Source organism: Pseudomonas putida, from assembly GCF_025905425.1.
Taxonomy (GTDB): Bacteria; Pseudomonadota; Gammaproteobacteria; order Pseudomonadales; family Pseudomonadaceae; genus Aquipseudomonas; species Aquipseudomonas putida_AF.
Genome location: NZ_CP109603.1, coordinates 4,098,874 through 4,115,857, shown reverse-complemented (window position 1 = coordinate 4,115,857; position 16,984 = coordinate 4,098,874). Strand labels below are relative to the sequence as shown.

The 16,984-nt window shown below is 63.0% G+C and carries 17 protein-coding genes; 8 read left to right on the top strand and 9 right to left on the bottom strand.

Annotated elements, in window-relative coordinates; genetic code table 11:
* The first annotated feature begins 81 nt into the window (after positions 1-81).
* The 5 genes from OGV19_RS18370 to OGV19_RS18350 all read left to right on the top strand — a co-directional run bounded on the left by OGV19_RS18370 (position 82) and on the right by OGV19_RS18350 (position 4,606).
* Positions 82-843 carry a thioredoxin fold domain-containing protein gene (locus OGV19_RS18370; RefSeq protein ID WP_264310054.1) on the top strand — a complete coding sequence of 254 codons (762 nt, stop codon included), beginning with the start codon at positions 82-84 and terminating at the stop codon, positions 841-843.
* Between the two features lie 82 nt (positions 844-925).
* Complete coding sequence (locus OGV19_RS18365) at positions 926-2,230, top strand: homoserine dehydrogenase (RefSeq protein WP_264310053.1); 1,305 nt, start codon at positions 926-928, stop codon at positions 2,228-2,230.
* 58 nt (positions 2,231-2,288) lie between these two features.
* Complete coding sequence (thrC, locus tag OGV19_RS18360; protein ID WP_264310052.1) at positions 2,289-3,698, top strand: threonine synthase; 1,410 nt, start codon at positions 2,289-2,291, stop codon at positions 3,696-3,698.
* Positions 3,699-3,828: 130 nt separating this feature from the next.
* On the top strand, positions 3,829-4,245 hold the full coding sequence (locus OGV19_RS18355; protein ID WP_264310051.1) for an ANTAR domain-containing protein: 417 nt from the start codon (positions 3,829-3,831) through the stop codon (positions 4,243-4,245).
* A gap of 79 nt (positions 4,246-4,324) precedes the next feature.
* Positions 4,325-4,606: a DUF3509 domain-containing protein gene (locus OGV19_RS18350; protein ID WP_264310050.1), complete on the top strand. Its 282-nt coding sequence runs from the start codon at positions 4,325-4,327 to the stop codon at positions 4,604-4,606.
* 139 nt (positions 4,607-4,745) lie between these two features.
* On the opposite strand, the gene OGV19_RS18345 is transcribed toward OGV19_RS18350, so the two are convergent.
* Both OGV19_RS18345 and OGV19_RS18340 read right to left on the bottom strand, forming a co-directional pair.
* Entirely contained in the window at positions 4,746-5,621 is an 876-nt protein-coding gene (locus tag OGV19_RS18345; protein ID WP_264310049.1) for a TIGR02285 family protein, read from the bottom strand.
* A gap of 15 nt (positions 5,622-5,636) precedes the next feature.
* The gene (locus OGV19_RS18340) at positions 5,637-6,836 is read right to left on the bottom strand and encodes a CaiB/BaiF CoA transferase family protein (RefSeq protein WP_264310048.1); all 1,200 of its coding nucleotides are present in this window, start codon (positions 6,834-6,836) and stop codon (positions 5,637-5,639) included.
* Between the two features lie 131 nt (positions 6,837-6,967).
* Between OGV19_RS18340 and OGV19_RS18335 the strand changes: the two genes are divergently transcribed.
* From OGV19_RS18335 to OGV19_RS18325, 3 genes are all read left to right on the top strand, one after another.
* Positions 6,968-7,510 (top strand): YaeQ family protein, encoded by a 543-nt coding sequence (locus OGV19_RS18335; protein WP_264310047.1) that lies wholly within the window; start codon positions 6,968-6,970, stop codon positions 7,508-7,510.
* A gap of 30 nt (positions 7,511-7,540) precedes the next feature.
* The gene (gene recJ / locus OGV19_RS18330) at positions 7,541-9,250 is read left to right on the top strand and encodes a single-stranded-DNA-specific exonuclease RecJ (RefSeq protein ID WP_264310046.1); all 1,710 of its coding nucleotides are present in this window, start codon (positions 7,541-7,543) and stop codon (positions 9,248-9,250) included.
* A gap of 219 nt (positions 9,251-9,469) precedes the next feature.
* A complete protein-coding gene (locus tag OGV19_RS18325; protein ID WP_264310045.1) occupies positions 9,470-10,576 on the top strand; it encodes an NADH:flavin oxidoreductase/NADH oxidase in 1,107 nt (368 codons plus the stop codon).
* A gap of 9 nt (positions 10,577-10,585) precedes the next feature.
* Here the strand turns inward: OGV19_RS18325 and OGV19_RS18320 are convergent, their stop codons facing one another.
* The 7 genes from OGV19_RS18320 to ydcS form a co-directional block, all read right to left on the bottom strand.
* Positions 10,586-10,918, bottom strand: coding sequence for a type II toxin-antitoxin system HicB family antitoxin (locus OGV19_RS18320; RefSeq protein ID WP_264310044.1), 333 nt, complete (start codon positions 10,916-10,918; stop codon positions 10,586-10,588).
* Positions 10,915-11,169 (bottom strand): type II toxin-antitoxin system HicA family toxin, encoded by a 255-nt coding sequence (locus OGV19_RS18315; protein ID WP_264310043.1) that lies wholly within the window; start codon positions 11,167-11,169, stop codon positions 10,915-10,917. The genes OGV19_RS18320 and OGV19_RS18315 overlap by 4 nt, the downstream gene beginning before the upstream one ends.
* 141 nt (positions 11,170-11,310) lie before the next feature.
* The gene (locus OGV19_RS18310; protein WP_264310042.1) at positions 11,311-12,735 is read right to left on the bottom strand and encodes a gamma-aminobutyraldehyde dehydrogenase; all 1,425 of its coding nucleotides are present in this window, start codon (positions 12,733-12,735) and stop codon (positions 11,311-11,313) included.
* Positions 12,736-12,752: 17 nt separating this feature from the next.
* Complete coding sequence (locus OGV19_RS18305; protein ID WP_264310041.1) at positions 12,753-13,559, bottom strand: ABC transporter permease; 807 nt, start codon at positions 13,557-13,559, stop codon at positions 12,753-12,755.
* Positions 13,549-14,481: an ABC transporter permease gene (locus OGV19_RS18300; RefSeq protein WP_264310040.1), complete on the bottom strand. Its 933-nt coding sequence runs from the start codon at positions 14,479-14,481 to the stop codon at positions 13,549-13,551. The genes OGV19_RS18305 and OGV19_RS18300 overlap by 11 nt, the downstream gene beginning before the upstream one ends.
* A gap of 1 nt (position 14,482) precedes the next feature.
* Positions 14,483-15,523, bottom strand: coding sequence for an ABC transporter ATP-binding protein (locus OGV19_RS18295; RefSeq protein WP_264310039.1), 1,041 nt, complete (start codon positions 15,521-15,523; stop codon positions 14,483-14,485).
* 138 nt (positions 15,524-15,661) lie between these two features.
* A complete protein-coding gene (ydcS, locus tag OGV19_RS18290) occupies positions 15,662-16,813 on the bottom strand; it encodes a putative ABC transporter substrate-binding protein YdcS (protein WP_264310038.1) in 1,152 nt (383 codons plus the stop codon).
* Positions 16,814-16,984: the final 171 nt, after the last annotated feature.

The window sequence follows — 16,984 nt, the reverse complement described above, 5'->3', positions numbered from 1 at the left end:
GTTTGCACCAAGGGCCGCACGGTCGCCGCGTTTTTTCCGCAGGCGACGCCCTCCGGCCCCTGTCCGCCTTCAGGAGTTCCCATGCGCGTGACCCAGATGTTCGCCGCCGCCGCGTTGGCGCTGGCCAGTACTTTTGCCGTTGCCGCGGCAACCGACAGCAATGCCGGTGCCGAGCAGGCCATTCGCAAGTCGTTGCAGAACCTCGAACTGGAAGTGCCGGTAGAAAGCGTTGCCAGTAGCCCGCTCAACGGCCTTTATGAGGTCAAGCTGCAGGGCGGCCGTGTGCTGTACGCCAGTGCTGACGGCCAGTTCGTCATGCAGGGTTACCTGTACCAGATCCAGGACGGCAAGCCGGTCAACCTGACCGAGAAAACCGAGCGCCAGGGTGTTGCCAAGCTCATCAATGGCATTCCAGCCGCCGAGATGGTGGTTTATCCTGCCAAGGGCGAGACCAAGTCGCACATCACCGTGTTCACCGACACCACCTGCCCGTACTGCCACAAGCTGCACGCCGAAGTGCCGGAGCTGAACCGCCGCGGTATCGAAGTGCGCTACGTCGCCTTCCCGCGTCAGGGCCTCGGCTCGCCGGGTGATGAGCAGTTGCAGGCCGTGTGGTGCTCCAGCGACCGCCGTGCGGCGCTGGACAAGATGGTCGAGGGCAAGGAAATCAAGGCCGCCAAGTGCGCCAACCCGGTCAGCAAGCAGTTCCAGCTGGGCCAGTCGATCGGCGTCAACGGCACGCCGGCGATTGTCCTCGAAAGTGGCCAGGTGATCCCGGGCTACCAGCCGGCGCCGCAAGTGGCCAAGCTGGCCCTGGCCGGCCAGCAGCAAGCAGCCAAGTAATCAATTCAGTACGCCGTCGTCATGGGGTGACGGCATGTTTCACGGTCGGCGCAGGTGCCGGCCGTTCAATGGGGAGTTCACAGTGAAACCGGTCAAAGTAGGCATCTGTGGGTTGGGGACCGTCGGTGGCGGAACCTTCAATGTACTTCAGCGCAACGCCGAGGAGATTGCCCGCCGTGCCGGGCGCGGTATTGAAGTGGCACAGATCGCCATGCGCTCGCAGAACCCGAACTGCCAGATTACCGGTACCCCCATTACCGCTGATGTGTTCGACGTTGCGACCAACCCGGAAATTGACATCGTCATCGAGCTGATTGGTGGCTACACCATCGCCCGCGACCTGGTGCTCAAGGCCATTGAGAACGGCAAGCACGTCGTCACCGCCAACAAGGCGCTGATCGCCGTGCACGGCAACGAAATCTTTGCCAAGGCCCGCGAGAAGGGCGTGATCGTCGCCTTCGAAGCCGCGGTTGCCGGTGGTATCCCGGTGATCAAGGCCATCCGCGAAGGCTTGTCGGCCAACCGTATCAACTGGCTGGCCGGCATCATCAACGGCACCGGTAACTTCATCCTTACCGAAATGCGCGAAAAGGGCCGTGCCTTCCCCGACGTCCTGGCCGAGGCCCAGGCCCTGGGGTATGCCGAAGCCGACCCGACCTTCGACGTCGAAGGGATCGACGCTGCACACAAGCTGACCATTCTGGCGTCCATCGCCTTTGGCATCCCGCTGCAGTTCGACAAGGCCTACACCGAGGGCATCACCCAACTGACCACCGCTGACGTGAACTACGCCGAGGCCTTGGGCTACCGCATCAAGCACCTGGGCGTGGCACGTCGCACTGCTGAAGGTATCGAGCTGCGCGTGCACCCGACGCTGATCCCGAGCGACCGTCTGATCGCCAACGTCAACGGCGTGATGAACGCGGTCATGGTCAACGGCGATGCTGCGGGCTCGACCTTGTACTACGGCGCCGGTGCCGGCATGGAGCCGACCGCATCGTCGGTGGTGGCCGACCTGGTCGATGTGGTCCGTGCGATGACCTCCGACCCGGAGAACCGTGTGCCGCACCTGGCCTTCCAGCCGGACTCGCTGTCGTCGCACCCGATCCTGCCGATCGAGGCGTGCGAAAGCGCCTACTACCTGCGCATCCAGGCCAAGGACCACCCCGGTGTTCTGGCCCAGGTGGCCAGCATCCTCTCGGAGCGTGGTATCAACATCGAGTCGATCATGCAGAAGGAAGCCGAGGAACAGGACGGCCTGGTGCCGATGATCCTGCTGACCCATCGTGTGGTCGAGCAAGGCATCAACGACGCCATCGTTGCCCTGGAAGCCCTGCAGGATGTGATCGGCAAGGTCGTGCGCATCCGCGTTGAACAGCTCAATTAACGAATAATGCCGTCGGGCCGCGCACGCGGCTCCGGCCCCAGCATCGAAGGTTTGCACCATGCGCTATATCAGCACCCGTGGCCAGGCACCGGCCCTGAATTTCGAAGATGTCCTGCTGGCTGGCCTGGCCAGCGACGGCGGCCTGTACGTCCCTGAAAACCTGCCACGCTTCACCCAGGAAGAGATCGCCTCCTGGGCTGGCCTGCCGTATCACGAACTGGCCTTCCGCGTGATGCGCCCGTTCGTGGCTGGCAGCATCGCCGATGCCGACTTCAAGAAGATCCTCGAAGAAACCTACGGTGAGTTCGCCCATGCCGCAGTCGCCCCGCTGCGTCAGCTGAACAGCAACGAGTGGGTCATGGAGCTGTTCCACGGCCCGACCCTGGCCTTCAAGGACTTTGCCCTGCAACTGCTCGGGCGCCTGCTCGACCACGTGCTGGCCAAGCGTAACGAGCGCGTGGTGATCGTTGGCGCCACCAGTGGTGACACCGGCTCGGCCGCCATCGAAGGCTGCCGCCGTTGTGACAACGTCGACATCTTCATTCTCCACCCGCACCAACGCGTGTCGGAAGTTCAGCGCCGCCAGATGACCACCATCTTCGGCGACAACATCCACAATATCGCCATCGAAGGCAACTTCGACGACTGCCAGGAGATGGTCAAGGCCAGCTTCGCCGACCAGTCGTTCCTCAAGGGCACCCGCCTGGTGGCGGTCAACTCGATCAACTGGGCGCGGATCATGGCCCAGATCGTCTACTACTTCCACGCAGCCCTGCAGTTGGGCGGCCCGGCCCGTTCGGTGGCGTTCTCGGTGCCAACCGGCAACTTCGGCGACATTTTTGCCGGTTACCTGGCGCGCAACATGGGCCTGCCGATCAGCCAGCTGGTAGTGGCCACCAACCGTAACGACATCCTGCACCGCTTCATGAGCGGCAACCAGTACGTCAAGGACACCCTGCACGCGACCCTGTCGCCGTCGATGGACATCATGGTGTCGTCCAACTTCGAGCGCCTGCTGTTCGACCTGCACGGGCGCAATGGCGCCGCCATCGCCGAATTGATGGCCAACTTCAAGCAGGGTGGCGGTTTCAGCGTCGACGAAGACCGTTGGACCGAAGCACGCAAGCTGTTCGACTCGCTGGCAGTCAGTGACGAGCAGACCTGCGAGACCATCGCCGAAGTGTTCGCCAGCACCGGCGAAGTGCTCGACCCGCACACCGCAATCGGCGTCAAGGCCGCCCGCGAGTGCCGCCGCAGCCTGGACACGCCGATGGTGGTGCTGGGTACCGCGCATCCGGTCAAGTTCCCGGAAGCGGTAGAGAAAGCAGGCGTTGGCAAAGCCCTGGAATTGCCTGCGCACTTGGCCGACCTGTTCAGCCGCGAAGAGCGCTGCACAGTGCTGGCCAATGACCTGAAGACCGTGCAGAACTTTGTCAGCCAACACGGTAATCGCGGTAAGCCGCTTTAAGCGCGTTGATATCCGGGGCCGCTTGGCGGCCCTGGATTATCGAAATTTCCACCAGATTTTTCAGATGTTTCCTATTTAAGCGTTTTGGAATGTTGCCTAGATTTGCCAGTCCTTCCCTCAGGAGTGGCTCATGTCCAGGCCCTACGTGTTGATTCACCAGGCACGCCCTTCCCATCAAATCCTCCTGCACCAGGCATTCAATGCCCAAGGTATTTTCGATGTGCGCATCACCGAAGAGGCTGTTGGCCTGCACGCGTGCCTGAACGCAGACCGTTGCCCTGACTTGCTCATCCTCGACCACGCCATGCCCACAAGAGCGGGGCTTGCGCTCCTGAAAAAGCTTACCGGTACTCGCCCTTTGCGGGGTTTGTTGTTCGTCGGCCAAGCAGCTCCCGGCCAGCAGAACCTTGCTCAGGAAGCGAAACAGCGGGGCTTCTGGGTAGTTGCCGAGCTCCCCTGGCCGTTGTCCATGGCGCAACTGCAGCGTGCGCTTGGGCGCCTGGGCGGGCGTATTCAAACTGTCACGTCTGCCCCGCATGCTCACTGAAACAGCTGCGGCGTCTCGAACTTTGCGCTGCGCTTGTTGGTCAGTACCTCCATAGCCCACCACGCAGCGAGTGATCCGGATGGAAAGAATCTGCAGACTGCTGAACGAAGCCCTGACCCCTTACCAAACCCACCTTGGCATTGCCGATGCCAGTGGCAATCGCCAATTGACCGTCTTTGACAAGCTGGCAGGCATCACCCTGCAGCGCTCGGTCAGCCTGCGCCAGTTACAGGAACAAAGCCTGCTCATTGACGTGGTGGACGGTTTGCACCGTGATCTGCAGATTGCCGAAGGGCGCTTGCAGCCCTGTGTGATTGCAGCGTTGCAGCAGCGACAGCAACCCCAGGGAACCTTTGCCTGAGTGAGTTATCAGACACCGTAAGGGCAGCCAGCCAGCACTTTGCTCCGGTGGTGGCAGGCTGTCACGGGAAGCCCTCCAGGGCTTTCGATTGGCCCCGGGCGTCCTCCCCAGCGTTCCGGGGTTTCTTTTTTCTGGAGCGCTACGGTTGTTTGAAAAACTGCTTGCTCTGTTCCAGATACTCTTCCTGCAACGCAGGGTCCAGCCACCGTGCATACAGCCCCGGCAAGGTGTCCCGTCGCAGCGCGGGCAACAGTTGGTCGATATGGGCAATGGCCTCGCGCCCCAGTGCCGAGGCCGAGCAGCCCACATGCAGAAACTGATAGCGCTTCACCCCCTGCACAGGATGAAAATGGTAGTCAGCCAGTGATCCACCTTGCTGCTGGATCAGGTAACGCACTTCTGGCCAGTACCCCATCACCATGGGCAGGCGTCCCAGTTGCTGCATCTGCAACTGGTTGGCGGTGGCATCGTTGCCGTAGTGGCGGCTGAGCACCGACTCTGGCAACTGGCGCAGGATGTCGTCAATCTGGGTACCATAGCTGCGCTCGGCGACGATACCGAGCTTCAACGGGGTATGGCTCATCAGGCCGTGCAGATCGACCTCGTTGTCGGTAAGAAACGGCGCAACCAGTGCCTCACCTTCTTTGCGCACCACCAGGCCGCCGCTCACCACACCCAACGACGGCATGGAAAAGTGCACGTATCGGGCCCGTTCCGGCGTCCATAGCAGGGTCGGGTCGCAGGTGAAGCTGCTCTGGTCCTGAAGCATCTGGATGCCGCGGGCACGGTTCACCCGCACGATACTGTGATCGTACTCAGGCATCTGTTCGATCAGCAGCGGCAGCAGGCGATCAACGACCCCCTGGCCTTTTTCCGGGCCTTCGAAAATGGTGAAGGGCGGCAGGTCTCGAACCAGCCACAATATGCGCTCTTTGGCAGTGACGTGCGGCACGGCCAGTGCAGGCAGCAGCCCGCACAGCAAAAGCAGGGTGCGTGACCAGCGGGCAGTTCGCATCGGCGGCGGCAGGCGTCAGACCGCGCCTGCTTCGCGCAGGCCGGCAATGGCGGCCGCGTCGTAGCCCAGGGCGGTGAGCAGTGCGTCGGTGTGTTCTCCTAGCGCGGGCCCGACCCATTCGGCAGACCCGGGTGTTTCAGAAAGCTTGGGCACGATACCCGGCATCTTGAACGGTTTGCCGTCTGGCAGGCGGGCCTGCAGGAACATCTCCCGCGCCAGGTATTGCGGGTCGTTGAACATGTCCTCGGCCGAATAAATGCGGCTGGCCGGCACTTCGGCGGCGGTGAGCACCTGCATGAGCTGCTCCAGCGGCAGGCTGTTGGCCCAGCGGTCGATTACCCCGTAGAGCTCGTCTCGGCGCAGGTCGCGGCCATCGTTGGTGGCCAGTGTGGGGTCATCGGCCAGGTCGGCGCGGCCAATGGCCTGCATGAAGCGTTTGAAAATCGCATCGCCGTTGGCGCCGATCTGCACATGTTTGCCATCGGCACTGGTGTGGATGGAGGAGGGCGTGATGCCCGGCATGATGTTGCCAGTGCGCTCGCGGATGAAACCGAAGACATCGAACTCCGGGACCATGCTTTCCATCATGGCGAAGATGGCCTCGTACAGCGCCACATCCACCACCTGGCCCTGGCCACCATTGACTTCACGATGACGCAAGGCCATCAAGGCACCGATCACGCCCCACAACGCGGCGATCGAGTCACCGATGGAGATGCCCGTGCGCACGGGCGGGCGGTCGTCGAAGCCGGTGATGTAGCGCAGGCCGCCCATGGACTCACCCACGGCGCCAAAGCCTGGCTGGTCCTTCATCGGCCCGGTCTGGCCGAAGCCCGACAGGCGCACCATCACCAGGCGCGGGTTGAGGGCGTGCAGCACATCCCAGCCCAGGCCGAGTTTTTCCAGCACGCCGGGGCGGAAGTTCTCGATCAGGATGTCGGCCTCGGCCAGCAAGCGCTTGAGGATCTCGCGGCCGTCCGGGTGCTTGAGGTTGAGGGTGAGAGACTGTTTGTTGCGAGCCTGCACGAACCACCACAGCGACGTGCCTTCGTACATCTTGCGCCATTTACGCAGCGGGTCGCCGCCGTCAGGGGACTCGACCTTGATCACCTCGGCGCCGAATTCGGCACAGATGCGCGACGCGAACGGGCCAGCGATCAGGGTCCCGAGTTCGATGACTTTCAGGCCGGCGAGGGGTTTGCTGGGCGTAGACATGGGGCATCCGTGGCAACTGGGCAGAGCCGTGGTTTTATCATAGCTCCGAAGCGGCAGATACTGCCGCGGCGCAACGAGGGGCAGGATCGGTTAGACTGTGTCACTTTTCTTTGCGCAAGAAGCCCGTCGACATGGCCCAGCCGTCCACTACCTACAAATTCGAACTGAATCTGACCGACCTCGATCGCAACGTATACCAAAGCGTCAAGCAGACCATCGCTCGTCATCCTTCGGAAACCGAAGAGCGCATGGCCGTTCGTCTGTTGGCCTACGCGCTTTGGTACAACGAGAACCTGTCGTTTGGTCGCGGTCTGTCGGATGTCGATGAGCCGGCGTTGTGGGAAAAGAGCCTCGACGACCGTGTGCTGCACTGGATCGAAGTCGGCCAACCCGACGCCGACCGCCTGACCTGGTGCTCCCGTCGCACCGAGCGCACCAGCCTGCTGGCCTACGGCAGCCTGCGCGTGTGGGAAGGCAAGGTGGTGCCAGCGGTCAAGGGCCTGAAAAACCTGAACATCGCCGCAGTCCCCCAGGAGGTGCTGGAGACCCTGGCCACCGACATGCCGCGCAGCATCAAGTGGGACGTGATGATCAGCGAAGGCACGGTGTTCGTCACCGACGACCGCGGCCAGCACGAAGTGCAGCTGGAGTGGCTGCTCGGTGAGCGTGGCTGACCTTACCCTTTCCTGATTGCCGAAGACCTCATGCGTATCGAACCTCGCCCCCTGCCGTCGACCCTGCCATTGCTGGGTAACCTGCCACCCTTGCTGACCCGCCTGTATGCCGCCCGTGGTGTGCAGAGCGAGGCCGAGCTGGACAAGAGCCTGGCGCGGTTACTGCCGTACCAGCAGCTCAAAGGCATCGAGGCGGGGGTGGACCTGCTGGTCGAAGCCCTCGACCAGCGCCAGCGCATCCTCATCGTCGGCGACTTCGACGCCGATGGCGCCACCGCCAGTACCGTTGGCGTGCTGGGCCTGCGCTTGCTGGGTGCTGCCCACGTCGACTACCTGGTGCCCAACCGCTTTGAGTTCGGTTATGGCCTGACGCCGGAGATCGTCGAGGTCGCGTTGCAGCGCCAGCCGCAGTTGCTGATCACCGTCGACAACGGCATCTCCAGTGTCGATGGAGTGGCGGCAGCCAAGGCGGCCGGGCTCAAGGTGCTGGTCACCGACCACCACTTGCCGGGTGAGCAGTTGCCCGACGCCGATGCGATCATCAACCCGAACCAGCCGGGCTGTGACTTCCCGAGCAAGTCGCTGGCCGGGGTCGGGGTGATCTTCTATGTACTTATGGCCTTGCGCGCACGCCTGCGCAGCCTGGGGCGCTACGACACGCAAGCACAGCCGAACATCGGCGAACTGCTCGACCTGGTCGCGCTGGGCAGTGTCGCCGACGTGGTGCCGCTGGACGCCAACAACCGCATTCTGGTGCACCAGGGGCTTGAACGTATTCGCGCCGGCCGCGCTCGGCCGGGGCTCAAGGCGATTCTTGAAGTGGCCCGCCGTGATCACCGGCGTATCACCTCGACCGACCTGGGTTTCATCCTTGGCCCGCGTTTGAACGCGGCGGGGCGCTTGGACGACATGAGCCTGGGCATCGAGTGCCTGCTGTGCGAGGACGCGACCCTGGCCCAGGACATGGCCCAGCAGTTGGATGACCTTAACCAGGATCGCAAGTCCATCGAGCAGGGCATGCAACGTGAGGCGCTGGCCCAGCTCAAGGACCTGCCGGTCGAATCCATGCCCTACGGCTTGTGCTTGTTCGATGCCGACTGGCACCAGGGCGTGATCGGGATCCTCGCTTCACGCCTGAAGGAGCGTTACCACCGGCCGACCATCGCCTTTGCCGATGCCGGCGATGGCATGCTCAAAGGTTCGGCACGTTCGGTGCCAGGGTTTCATATCCGTGATGCGCTGGATGCGGTGGCGGCGCGCCATCCGCAACTGATCAGCAAGTTCGGCGGTCATGCCATGGCGGCAGGGTTGTCGCTGCCTGAGGGCAACTTCCCGGCCTTTGCCGAGGCGTTTGACCAGGAAGTGCGGCGTCAGCTGCGCGAAGAAGACCTTACCGGGCGACTTCTGTCGGATGGCAGCCTGGCCGTGGAGGAGTTCCACCTCGACCTGGCCAAAGCCCTGCGCCAAGCCGGGCCATGGGGGCAGCATTTCCCTGAGCCGCTGTTCCATGGTGTGTTCCAGCTGGTCGAGCAGCGTGTCGTCGGCGAGCGGCACCTGAAGGTAGTGCTCAAGAGCGAGTGTGGTTCGGTCCGGCTTGATGGCATTGCCTTCGGCATCGACCGCGAGGTGTGGCCGAATCCGACGGTTCGCTGGGTGGAACTGGCCTACAAGCTGGATGTGAACGAGTTTCGTGGCAATGAAAGTGTGCAGTTGATGATTGCCCACATGGAGCCGCGCTGAGGGTCTCGCGGGGTTCGCCTTGATTTTTGTGGTGTGGCGGAGATCGAGCGCCGCGCGGGCGGCGCTCAATCTCACAGGCGCCGCTCCATCAAGCCAAACCCCAGGGAACCTTCCCCCCTACCAATCTGGTCTAGTCTGATTAATGACCGGTACCGGGCCACGGACGTGCAATTGAGTGTTCGGGCCGGATCACCATTGGAGTCCTTGGGAGGTGCCCTCATGAGCCTGCTGCTCGAGCCTTACACCCTGCGTAAGCTGACGTTGCCCAACCGCATCGCGGTCTCGCCGATGTGCCAGTATTCCGCAGTCGATGGCCTGGCCAACGACTGGCATCTTGTCCATTTGGGGTGCCGCGCCGTCGGTGGTGCCGGGTTGGTGATCACTGAAGCCGTGGCGGTGACCGCCGATGGCCGCATTACCGCCGAAGACCTTGGCCTGTGGAACGACGGGCAGATCGCCCCGTTGCAACGTATCACCCGTTTCATCACCGCCCAGGGGGCCGTGCCGGGCATCCAGCTGGCGCACGCCGGGCGCAAAGCCAGCACTTATCGCCCATGGCTGGGCAAACAGGGCAGTGTGAAGTTCGAAGACGGAGGCTGGCAGCCAGTAGGCCCTTCTAAGATCGCTTTCGACCCGCAACACACACCGCCACACGAGCTGACCCAGGACGAGATCCAGGGCGTGATCGCGGCCTTCGTCGCCTCGACCGAACGCGCCTTGAAGGCCGGTTTCAAGGTGGTCGAAATCCATGCCGCCCATGGCTACCTGTTGCACCAGTTCCTGTCACCGTTAAGCAACCAGCGCCGCGACGAGTACGGCAGTTGCTTCGAAAACCGCATCCGCCTGACCCTGCAGGTGGTTGAGGCGGTGCGCAATGTCTGGCCTGCCGAGTTGCCGCTGTTGGTGCGGGTATCGGCAACCGATTGGGTCGAGGACGGTTGGAACCCGGATGAAACCGTCGAACTGGCCCGTCGCCTGAGAGGGTTGGGTGTGGACCTCATCGATGTGTCCTCTGGCGGTACCTCGGTAAACGCCGAGATCCCCACCGGCCCCGGCTACCAGACCCGCTTCGCCGAACGCGTGCGCAAGGAATCGGAAATCGCTACCGGTACTGTGGGCATGATCACCGAGCCGGCCCAGGCCGAGCACATCTTGCGTACCGGCCAGGCCGACGTCATTTTCCTCGCCCGCGAACTGCTGCGCGACCCGTACTGGCCGCTGCATGCCGACGACGACCTGGGCGGCAACAAGGCCACCTGGCCGGCGCAGTATCAACGGGCTACCAGCCGGGCTAACCCGATTCATGAGTCGGATTTGCGGGATTGACGTGCAGCTTCAGCTGTAAGCGGCATTGCTGAGGATGTCGCTTACCCATTGATTGATGCTTTTCTCCGCAAGCTCGGCTTTTGCTGCCACGCTGGCATGAAGAGAGGGCTCCAGGCGCAAGCTGAGCTTACCGGAGTAGGTTTTCTGCGGTTCGCGGCCGAGGCGTTCGCAAGTTTCAAGATAGTCGTCAACGGCTTCTTCGAATGCCTGGCGCAACTCGTGGATCGATTCGCCATGAAAACCGATTACGTCGCGTATGCCTGCAACGTGGCCGATCAGCAACTGGTCTTCGTCGCTATATTCGATGCGAGCGGCATAGCCGCGGTAGGTCATGACATTCATGGTATTACTCCTGCCTGCTCAAGGAACTGGCGGGCGCCTCTTAATTGATAGGGCTTGGCGTGCTTGTCCGGGTGAGGGCGGTGGAAGGTCGCAACCGCTCCATTGAGTTCAAAACGAACGCGTGAGCCCCTTCCCTCAATCACTCGAGCGCCAAGCGAGATCAACAGTGATTCCAGGCGGGCCCACTCCAGTGTCTTGGAGACCGGTTTTTTGAGAACCGTCTCGAGCGTACTTTTTTGATGGTTATTCATGGTATCAGGCTATGATACCACTCGGCCAGGTTCAACGGATGGGATGTAGGAGCGGGGAGATCGCCATTGAAGGACAATTCTGTATGTGACTATTGGCATTGATCGAGGGAGCGGTGAGGCCACCCCGATCAACGCATCAGTTCAATGCTTGATCATCACATGCCGCACACAGGTGTAGTCCTCCAGCCCATACACCGACATATCCTTCCCATACCCCGAATGCTTCTGCCCGCCATGGGGCATTTCGCTGACCAGCATGAAGTGGGTGTTCACCCAGGTGCAGCCATACTGCAGGCGCGCCGCCAGGCGATGGGCGCGGCCCGTGTCGCGGGTCCACACTGATGACGCCAGGCCATAGTTGGAGTCGTTGGCCCACTCCAGTGCCTGAGCCTCGTCGGTGAAGCGGGTTACCGAGACCACCGGGCCAAATACCTCGTTGCGCACGATCTCGTCATCCTGCAGGGCGTCGGCCAGTACCGTCGGCTCGAAAAAGAACCCGTCGCCAGCAATCGGCTTGCCGCCGGTCACCAGGCGAATATGCGCTTGGGCAATGGCGCGTTGCACCAGGCCGGCGACCTTGTCGCGGTGCTGCGCGCTGATCAGTGGGCCCAGTTCAGTGTCTTCGGCATCCTGCAGGCCAGGCTTGAGGCTGGCCACCGCTTCGCCCAGGCGCTGCACGAATTGCTCATAGATGCCGTCCTGCACATACAGGCGGCAGGCTGCGGTGCAGTCTTGGCCTGCGTTGTAGAAACCGAACGTGCGGATGCCGTCGATGGCGGCGTCGATGTCGGCATCGTCGAACACCAGCACCGGTGCTTTGCCGCCCAGTTCCATGTGCATGCGCTTCACGCTGTCGGCGGTGGCGCTGATGATGTGCGCGCCGGTGGGGATCGAGCCGGTCAGTGACACCATGCGCACTTTCGGGTGAGTGATCAGTGGGGTGCCGACGGTTTGGCCACGGCCGAAGAGGATGTTGAGCACACCGGGTGGCAGCAGGCCTTGGGCCAGCTCGCCCAGACGCAACGCGGTCAGCGGCGTCAGTTCGGACGGTTTGATCACCACGGTGTTACCGGCTGCCAGCGCGGGTGCGACCTTCCAGGCCAGCATCATCAGCGGGTAGTTCCACGGCGCGATCGAGGCGACCACGCCCAGCGGGTCGCGGCGGATCATTGAGGTGTGCCCCGGCAGGTACTCGCCGGCCGCCGAACCGCCCAGGCAGCGCGCCGCGCCGGCGAAAAAGCGGAAGACATCGGCGATCGCCGGGATTTCGTCATTCAGCGCAGCGCTGTAGGGCTTGCCACAATTCTGCGATTCGAGCCGGGCCAGTTCCTCGCCATGTTGCTCGATGGTGTCGGCCAGTGCCAACAGTGCCTGGGCGCGGTCCTTGGGGCTGGCCTGCGACCAGCTGTCGAAGGCCAGATCGGCGGCGCGCACGGCGCTGTCGACCTGCGCTTCGGTGGCTTCGTTAATCTGCGCCAGGGCGCTGCCCAGGGCGGGGTTGAGTACGGTCCAGGCTGGCCCGTCGCCAGCGACCAGATGACCGTTGATCAGCATGTGCGTTTGCATGGGGGACTCCTCCAGGGTCATTTGCCACTGCCCGCCACGCTTTCTCCGCCGCGGGTCAGGTAATAGGCGCCAAGGATCGGCAGCATGGTCACCAGCATCACCAGCATGGCGACCACATTGGTCACGGGCACGTCGCGTGGTCGGCTGAGCTGGTTGAGCAACCAGATCGGCAGCGTGCGTTCGTGGCCGGCGGTAAAGGTGGTGACGATGATTTCGTCGAACGACAGGGCAAAGGCCAGCATGCCGCCCGCCAGCAACGCCGAGCCGAGATTGGGCAGGATGATGTAGCGGAAGGTCTGCCAGCCATCCGCTCCAAGGTCCATCGAGGCTTCGATCAGGCTCTGCGAGGTCCGCCGCAGGCGGGCGATGACGTTGTTGTAGACGATCACCACGCAAAAGGTCGCGTGGCCGACCACGATGGTGAACAGGCCAGGCTCGATGCCCAGGCTCTTGAACGCCGAGAGCAGGGCGATACCGGTGATGATGCCGGGCAGGGCAATCGGTAGGATCAGCATCAGCGAAATGCCCTCCTTGCCAAAAAAGCTGCGCCGGTACAGCGCCGCCGAGGCCAGGGTGCCGAGCACCAGGGCAATCAACGTGGCCAGGCAGGCGACCTGCAGCGACAGCTTGATGGATTCGAGCACATCCGGGCGCGCGAAGGCCACGGCGAACCATTTGAGGGTGAACCCTTTGGGGGGGAAGCTGAACGCCGCATCTTCGGTATTGAACGCGTAGAGGACGATGATCAGGATCGGGAAGTGCAGGAACAGCAACCCGCCCCAGGCCGCCAGGCGCAGGCCCGTTGATGCTTTTTCAGAGTGCATCGAATGCCCCCAGGCGCTTGACGATGGACAGGTAGACCGCAATCAGCACGATGGGCACCAGGGTGAACGCGGCGGCCATCGGCATGTTGCCGATCGCCCCCTGTTGGGCGTAGACCATGCTGCCGATGAAGTAACCGGGCGGGCCGACCAGCTGTGGCACGATGAAGTCGCCCAAGGTCAGGGAGAAGGTGAAGATCGAGCCTGCGGCAATGCCTGGGATCGACAGCGGCAGGATCACCTGCCAGAACGTTTGCCCAGGCCTGGCCCCCAGGTCCGCCGACGCCTGCAGCAGGGACGGTGGCAGGCGTTCGAGCGAGGCCTGGATCGGCAGGATCATGAACGGCAGCCAGATGTACACGAACACCATGAAGCGCCCCAGGTGCGATGTCGACAGGGTGCTGCCGCCTACGCCTGGCACCGTCAGCACCGCTTGCAGCAGGCCATCCAGGTGCAGCACCTGGACGAACCACTGGGCCACGCCGCCCTTGGCCAGCAGCAGGGTCCAGGCATAGGTCTTGACGATGTAGCTGGCCCACATCGGCATCATCACCGCGATGTAGAAAAATGCCTTGGTCTTGCCGCTGGTATAGCGCGCCATGTAGTAGGCGATAGGGAAGGCCAGTACCGCGCTGGCCAGCGACACCGCCACTGCCATGCCCAAGGTGCGCAGGATGATGTCGAAGTTCGACGGGTTGAACAGCGCCGCAAAGTTGCCCAGGGTCAGGTCCGGGGTCACCGCCATGGTGAAGTCGTCGAAGGTATAGAAACCCTGCCACAGCAGGTTCAGCAACGAGCCCAGATAGATCGCCCCGAACCAGGTCAGCGGCGGGATCAGCAACAGCATCAGGTAGAGGTTGGGGCGCCGGTACAACAGGTTGGAAAACCGGCGCAGCGGACCTGGGTTGGCACGGGGCGCGGTCATCTTAGCGGCCCTCGTCGAGCACGGTTTCCTGGAGTGCCGTCATTGCTTCACGGGGCCAGCGCGCCAACACCCGCTGGCCGGCCTGCCAGGTGTGCGCCTGTGCCTGCCAGCGGTCGTTGGCCTGGCTCACCGTCAGCAGTTGGCCGCTGTCCAGCAGCAGTTCGAAGCGGGTGGCACTGCCTTGGTACTGCACATCGTGCAGCAGGCCGCTGACCTGCACCTCATGGTTGGCGGCGGCCTGTTCGCCCAGGCGGATATGTTCGGGGCGGATGGAAAACGGTGCGCAGCTGCCGTTGAGTTGCTCGGCCAGCTCGCCACGCACCACGTTCGAGGTGCCGACGAACTCGGCAACGAAGGTAGTGGCCGGCTTCATGTACAGGTTACGCGGGGTGTCGACCTGTTCGATGCGGCCGCGGTTGAACACCGCGACCCGGTCGGACATCGACAGCGCTTCGGTCTGGTCGTGGGTGACGAAGATGAAGGTGATACCCAGCTGGCGCTGGAGCTTTTTCAGTTCGCCCTGCATCTGCTCGCGAAGTTTCAGGTCCAGCGCCCCGAGCGGTTCGTCGAGCAGCAGCACCCGTGGGCGGTTGACCAGGGCGCGGGCGAGGGCGACGCGCTGGCGCTGGCCGCCGGACAGCTGCGCCGGTTTGCGCGCACCGTAACCGGCCAGCGCCACCATCGCCAGAGCCTCGTCGGCGCGAGCATGGCGCTCGGCCTTGGCCACGCCCTTGACCTTGAGGCCATAAGCGATGTTGTCGCGCACGTTCATGTGCGGGAACAGGGCGTAGTCCTGGAACACGGTGTTGACGTCACGCTGGTAGGGCGGCACACCTGCGGCTTCGACGCCATGGATGCGGATCGAACCACTGTTGGGGTGCTCGAAGCCTGCGATCAGGCGCAGGCAGGTGGTCTTGCCCGAGCCGGAAGGGCCGAGCATGGAGAAGAACTCGCCATCTTCGATGTCGATGCTGACCTGATCGACGGCCTTGACCTCGCCGAAGGTGCGTGAGACTTGGGTGAACTGGACGGCTAGGGGCATGGGCGGTACTCAGCTGTGCTTGTAGTGCCTGCACCGGCCCCTTCGCGGGGCAAGCCCGCTCCCACATGGACCGTAGCGACGCTGCCCTTGTGGGAGCGGGCTTGCCCCGCGAAGGGGCCGGGACAGGCTCATTCGACCTTAGCGCCCGCCCATGATCGCAATATAATCCTGCGTCCAGCGGCTGTACGGCACGAACTTGCCGCCCTGGGCCTGCGGGGTCTTCCAGAAAGCGATCTTGTCGAAGTTGTCGAAGCCATTGGTCTTGCACCCTTCGGCACCCAGCAGTTCGCTGCCGGTGCATGCTGCAGGCACTGCCGGCAACGAGCCGAACCAGGCGGCCACATCGCCCTGCACCTTCGGTTGCAGCGACCAGTCCATCCATTTGTAGGCACAGTTGGGGTGTTTGGCCTCGCTGTGCAGCATGGTGGTGTCGGCCCAGCCCGTGGCGCCTTCCTTGGGAATGGTCGAGGCCACCGGCTGGTTCTCGGCTTTCAGGCCGTTGACCATGTAGCCCCAGGAGCTGGAAGCGACCACGCCTTCGTTCTTCACATCGCTCATCTGCACCGTGGCGTCATGCCAGTAGCGGTGGATCAGCGGCTGTTGCTGGCGCAGCAGTTCGAGCACGGCCTTGTACTGGGCCTCGTTCAGTTCGTAAGGGTCCTGGATGCCCAGTTCCGGCTTGGCCGATTTCAGGTACAGCGCCGCATCGGCGATGTAGATCGGCCCGTCATAGGCTTGCACGCGGCCCTTGTTGGGCTTGCCGTCGGGCAGGTTTTGCGGTTCGAAGACCACGCCCCAGCTGGTCGGCGCCTGGTTGAATACGCTGGTGTTGTACAGCAGCACGTTCGGCCCCCACTGGTACGGGGTGCCGTAGGCCTGCTTGTCGACCACGTACCAGCCGCCGTTCTGCAGGCGCGGGTCGATGTTTTTCCAGTTGGGAATCAACGCGGTGTTGATCGGCTGTACCCGCTTGCCGGCGATCAGCCGCAGCGACGCATCGCCCGAGGCGGTGACCAGGTCGTAGCCGCCCTTGGTCATCAGGCTGACCATCTCGTCCGAGGTGGCGGCCGTCTTGACGCTGACCTTGCAGCCGGTTTCCTTTTCAAAACCGGTGACCCAATCGTAGGCCTTGTCGCTTTCACCGCGCTCGATGTAGCCGGGCCAGGCGACGATATCCAGGCGCCCTTCGCCGGCCCCCAGGGCTTTTAGCGGTTCGGCGGCCTGCAGGCTGGCGCTGGCCAGCAACGCGCCGGTCACGGCGCCGAGCAATGCGGTCTTGTGCGCTGACATGGTGTTCCCTCTTCGTGGAGATCGGGCAGTCATCAAGAAAGCAGTGAAGCGAGTGTTATAAGCGTAGTGCGATTGCGCGAGGTATTGGCGAAATCGAGTCTAGTTGGCTTTTTGCTGGCCAATGCAACATCCGGAAGCAAATCCCCCCGTGGCGATCCCTTGAGCAAGGCT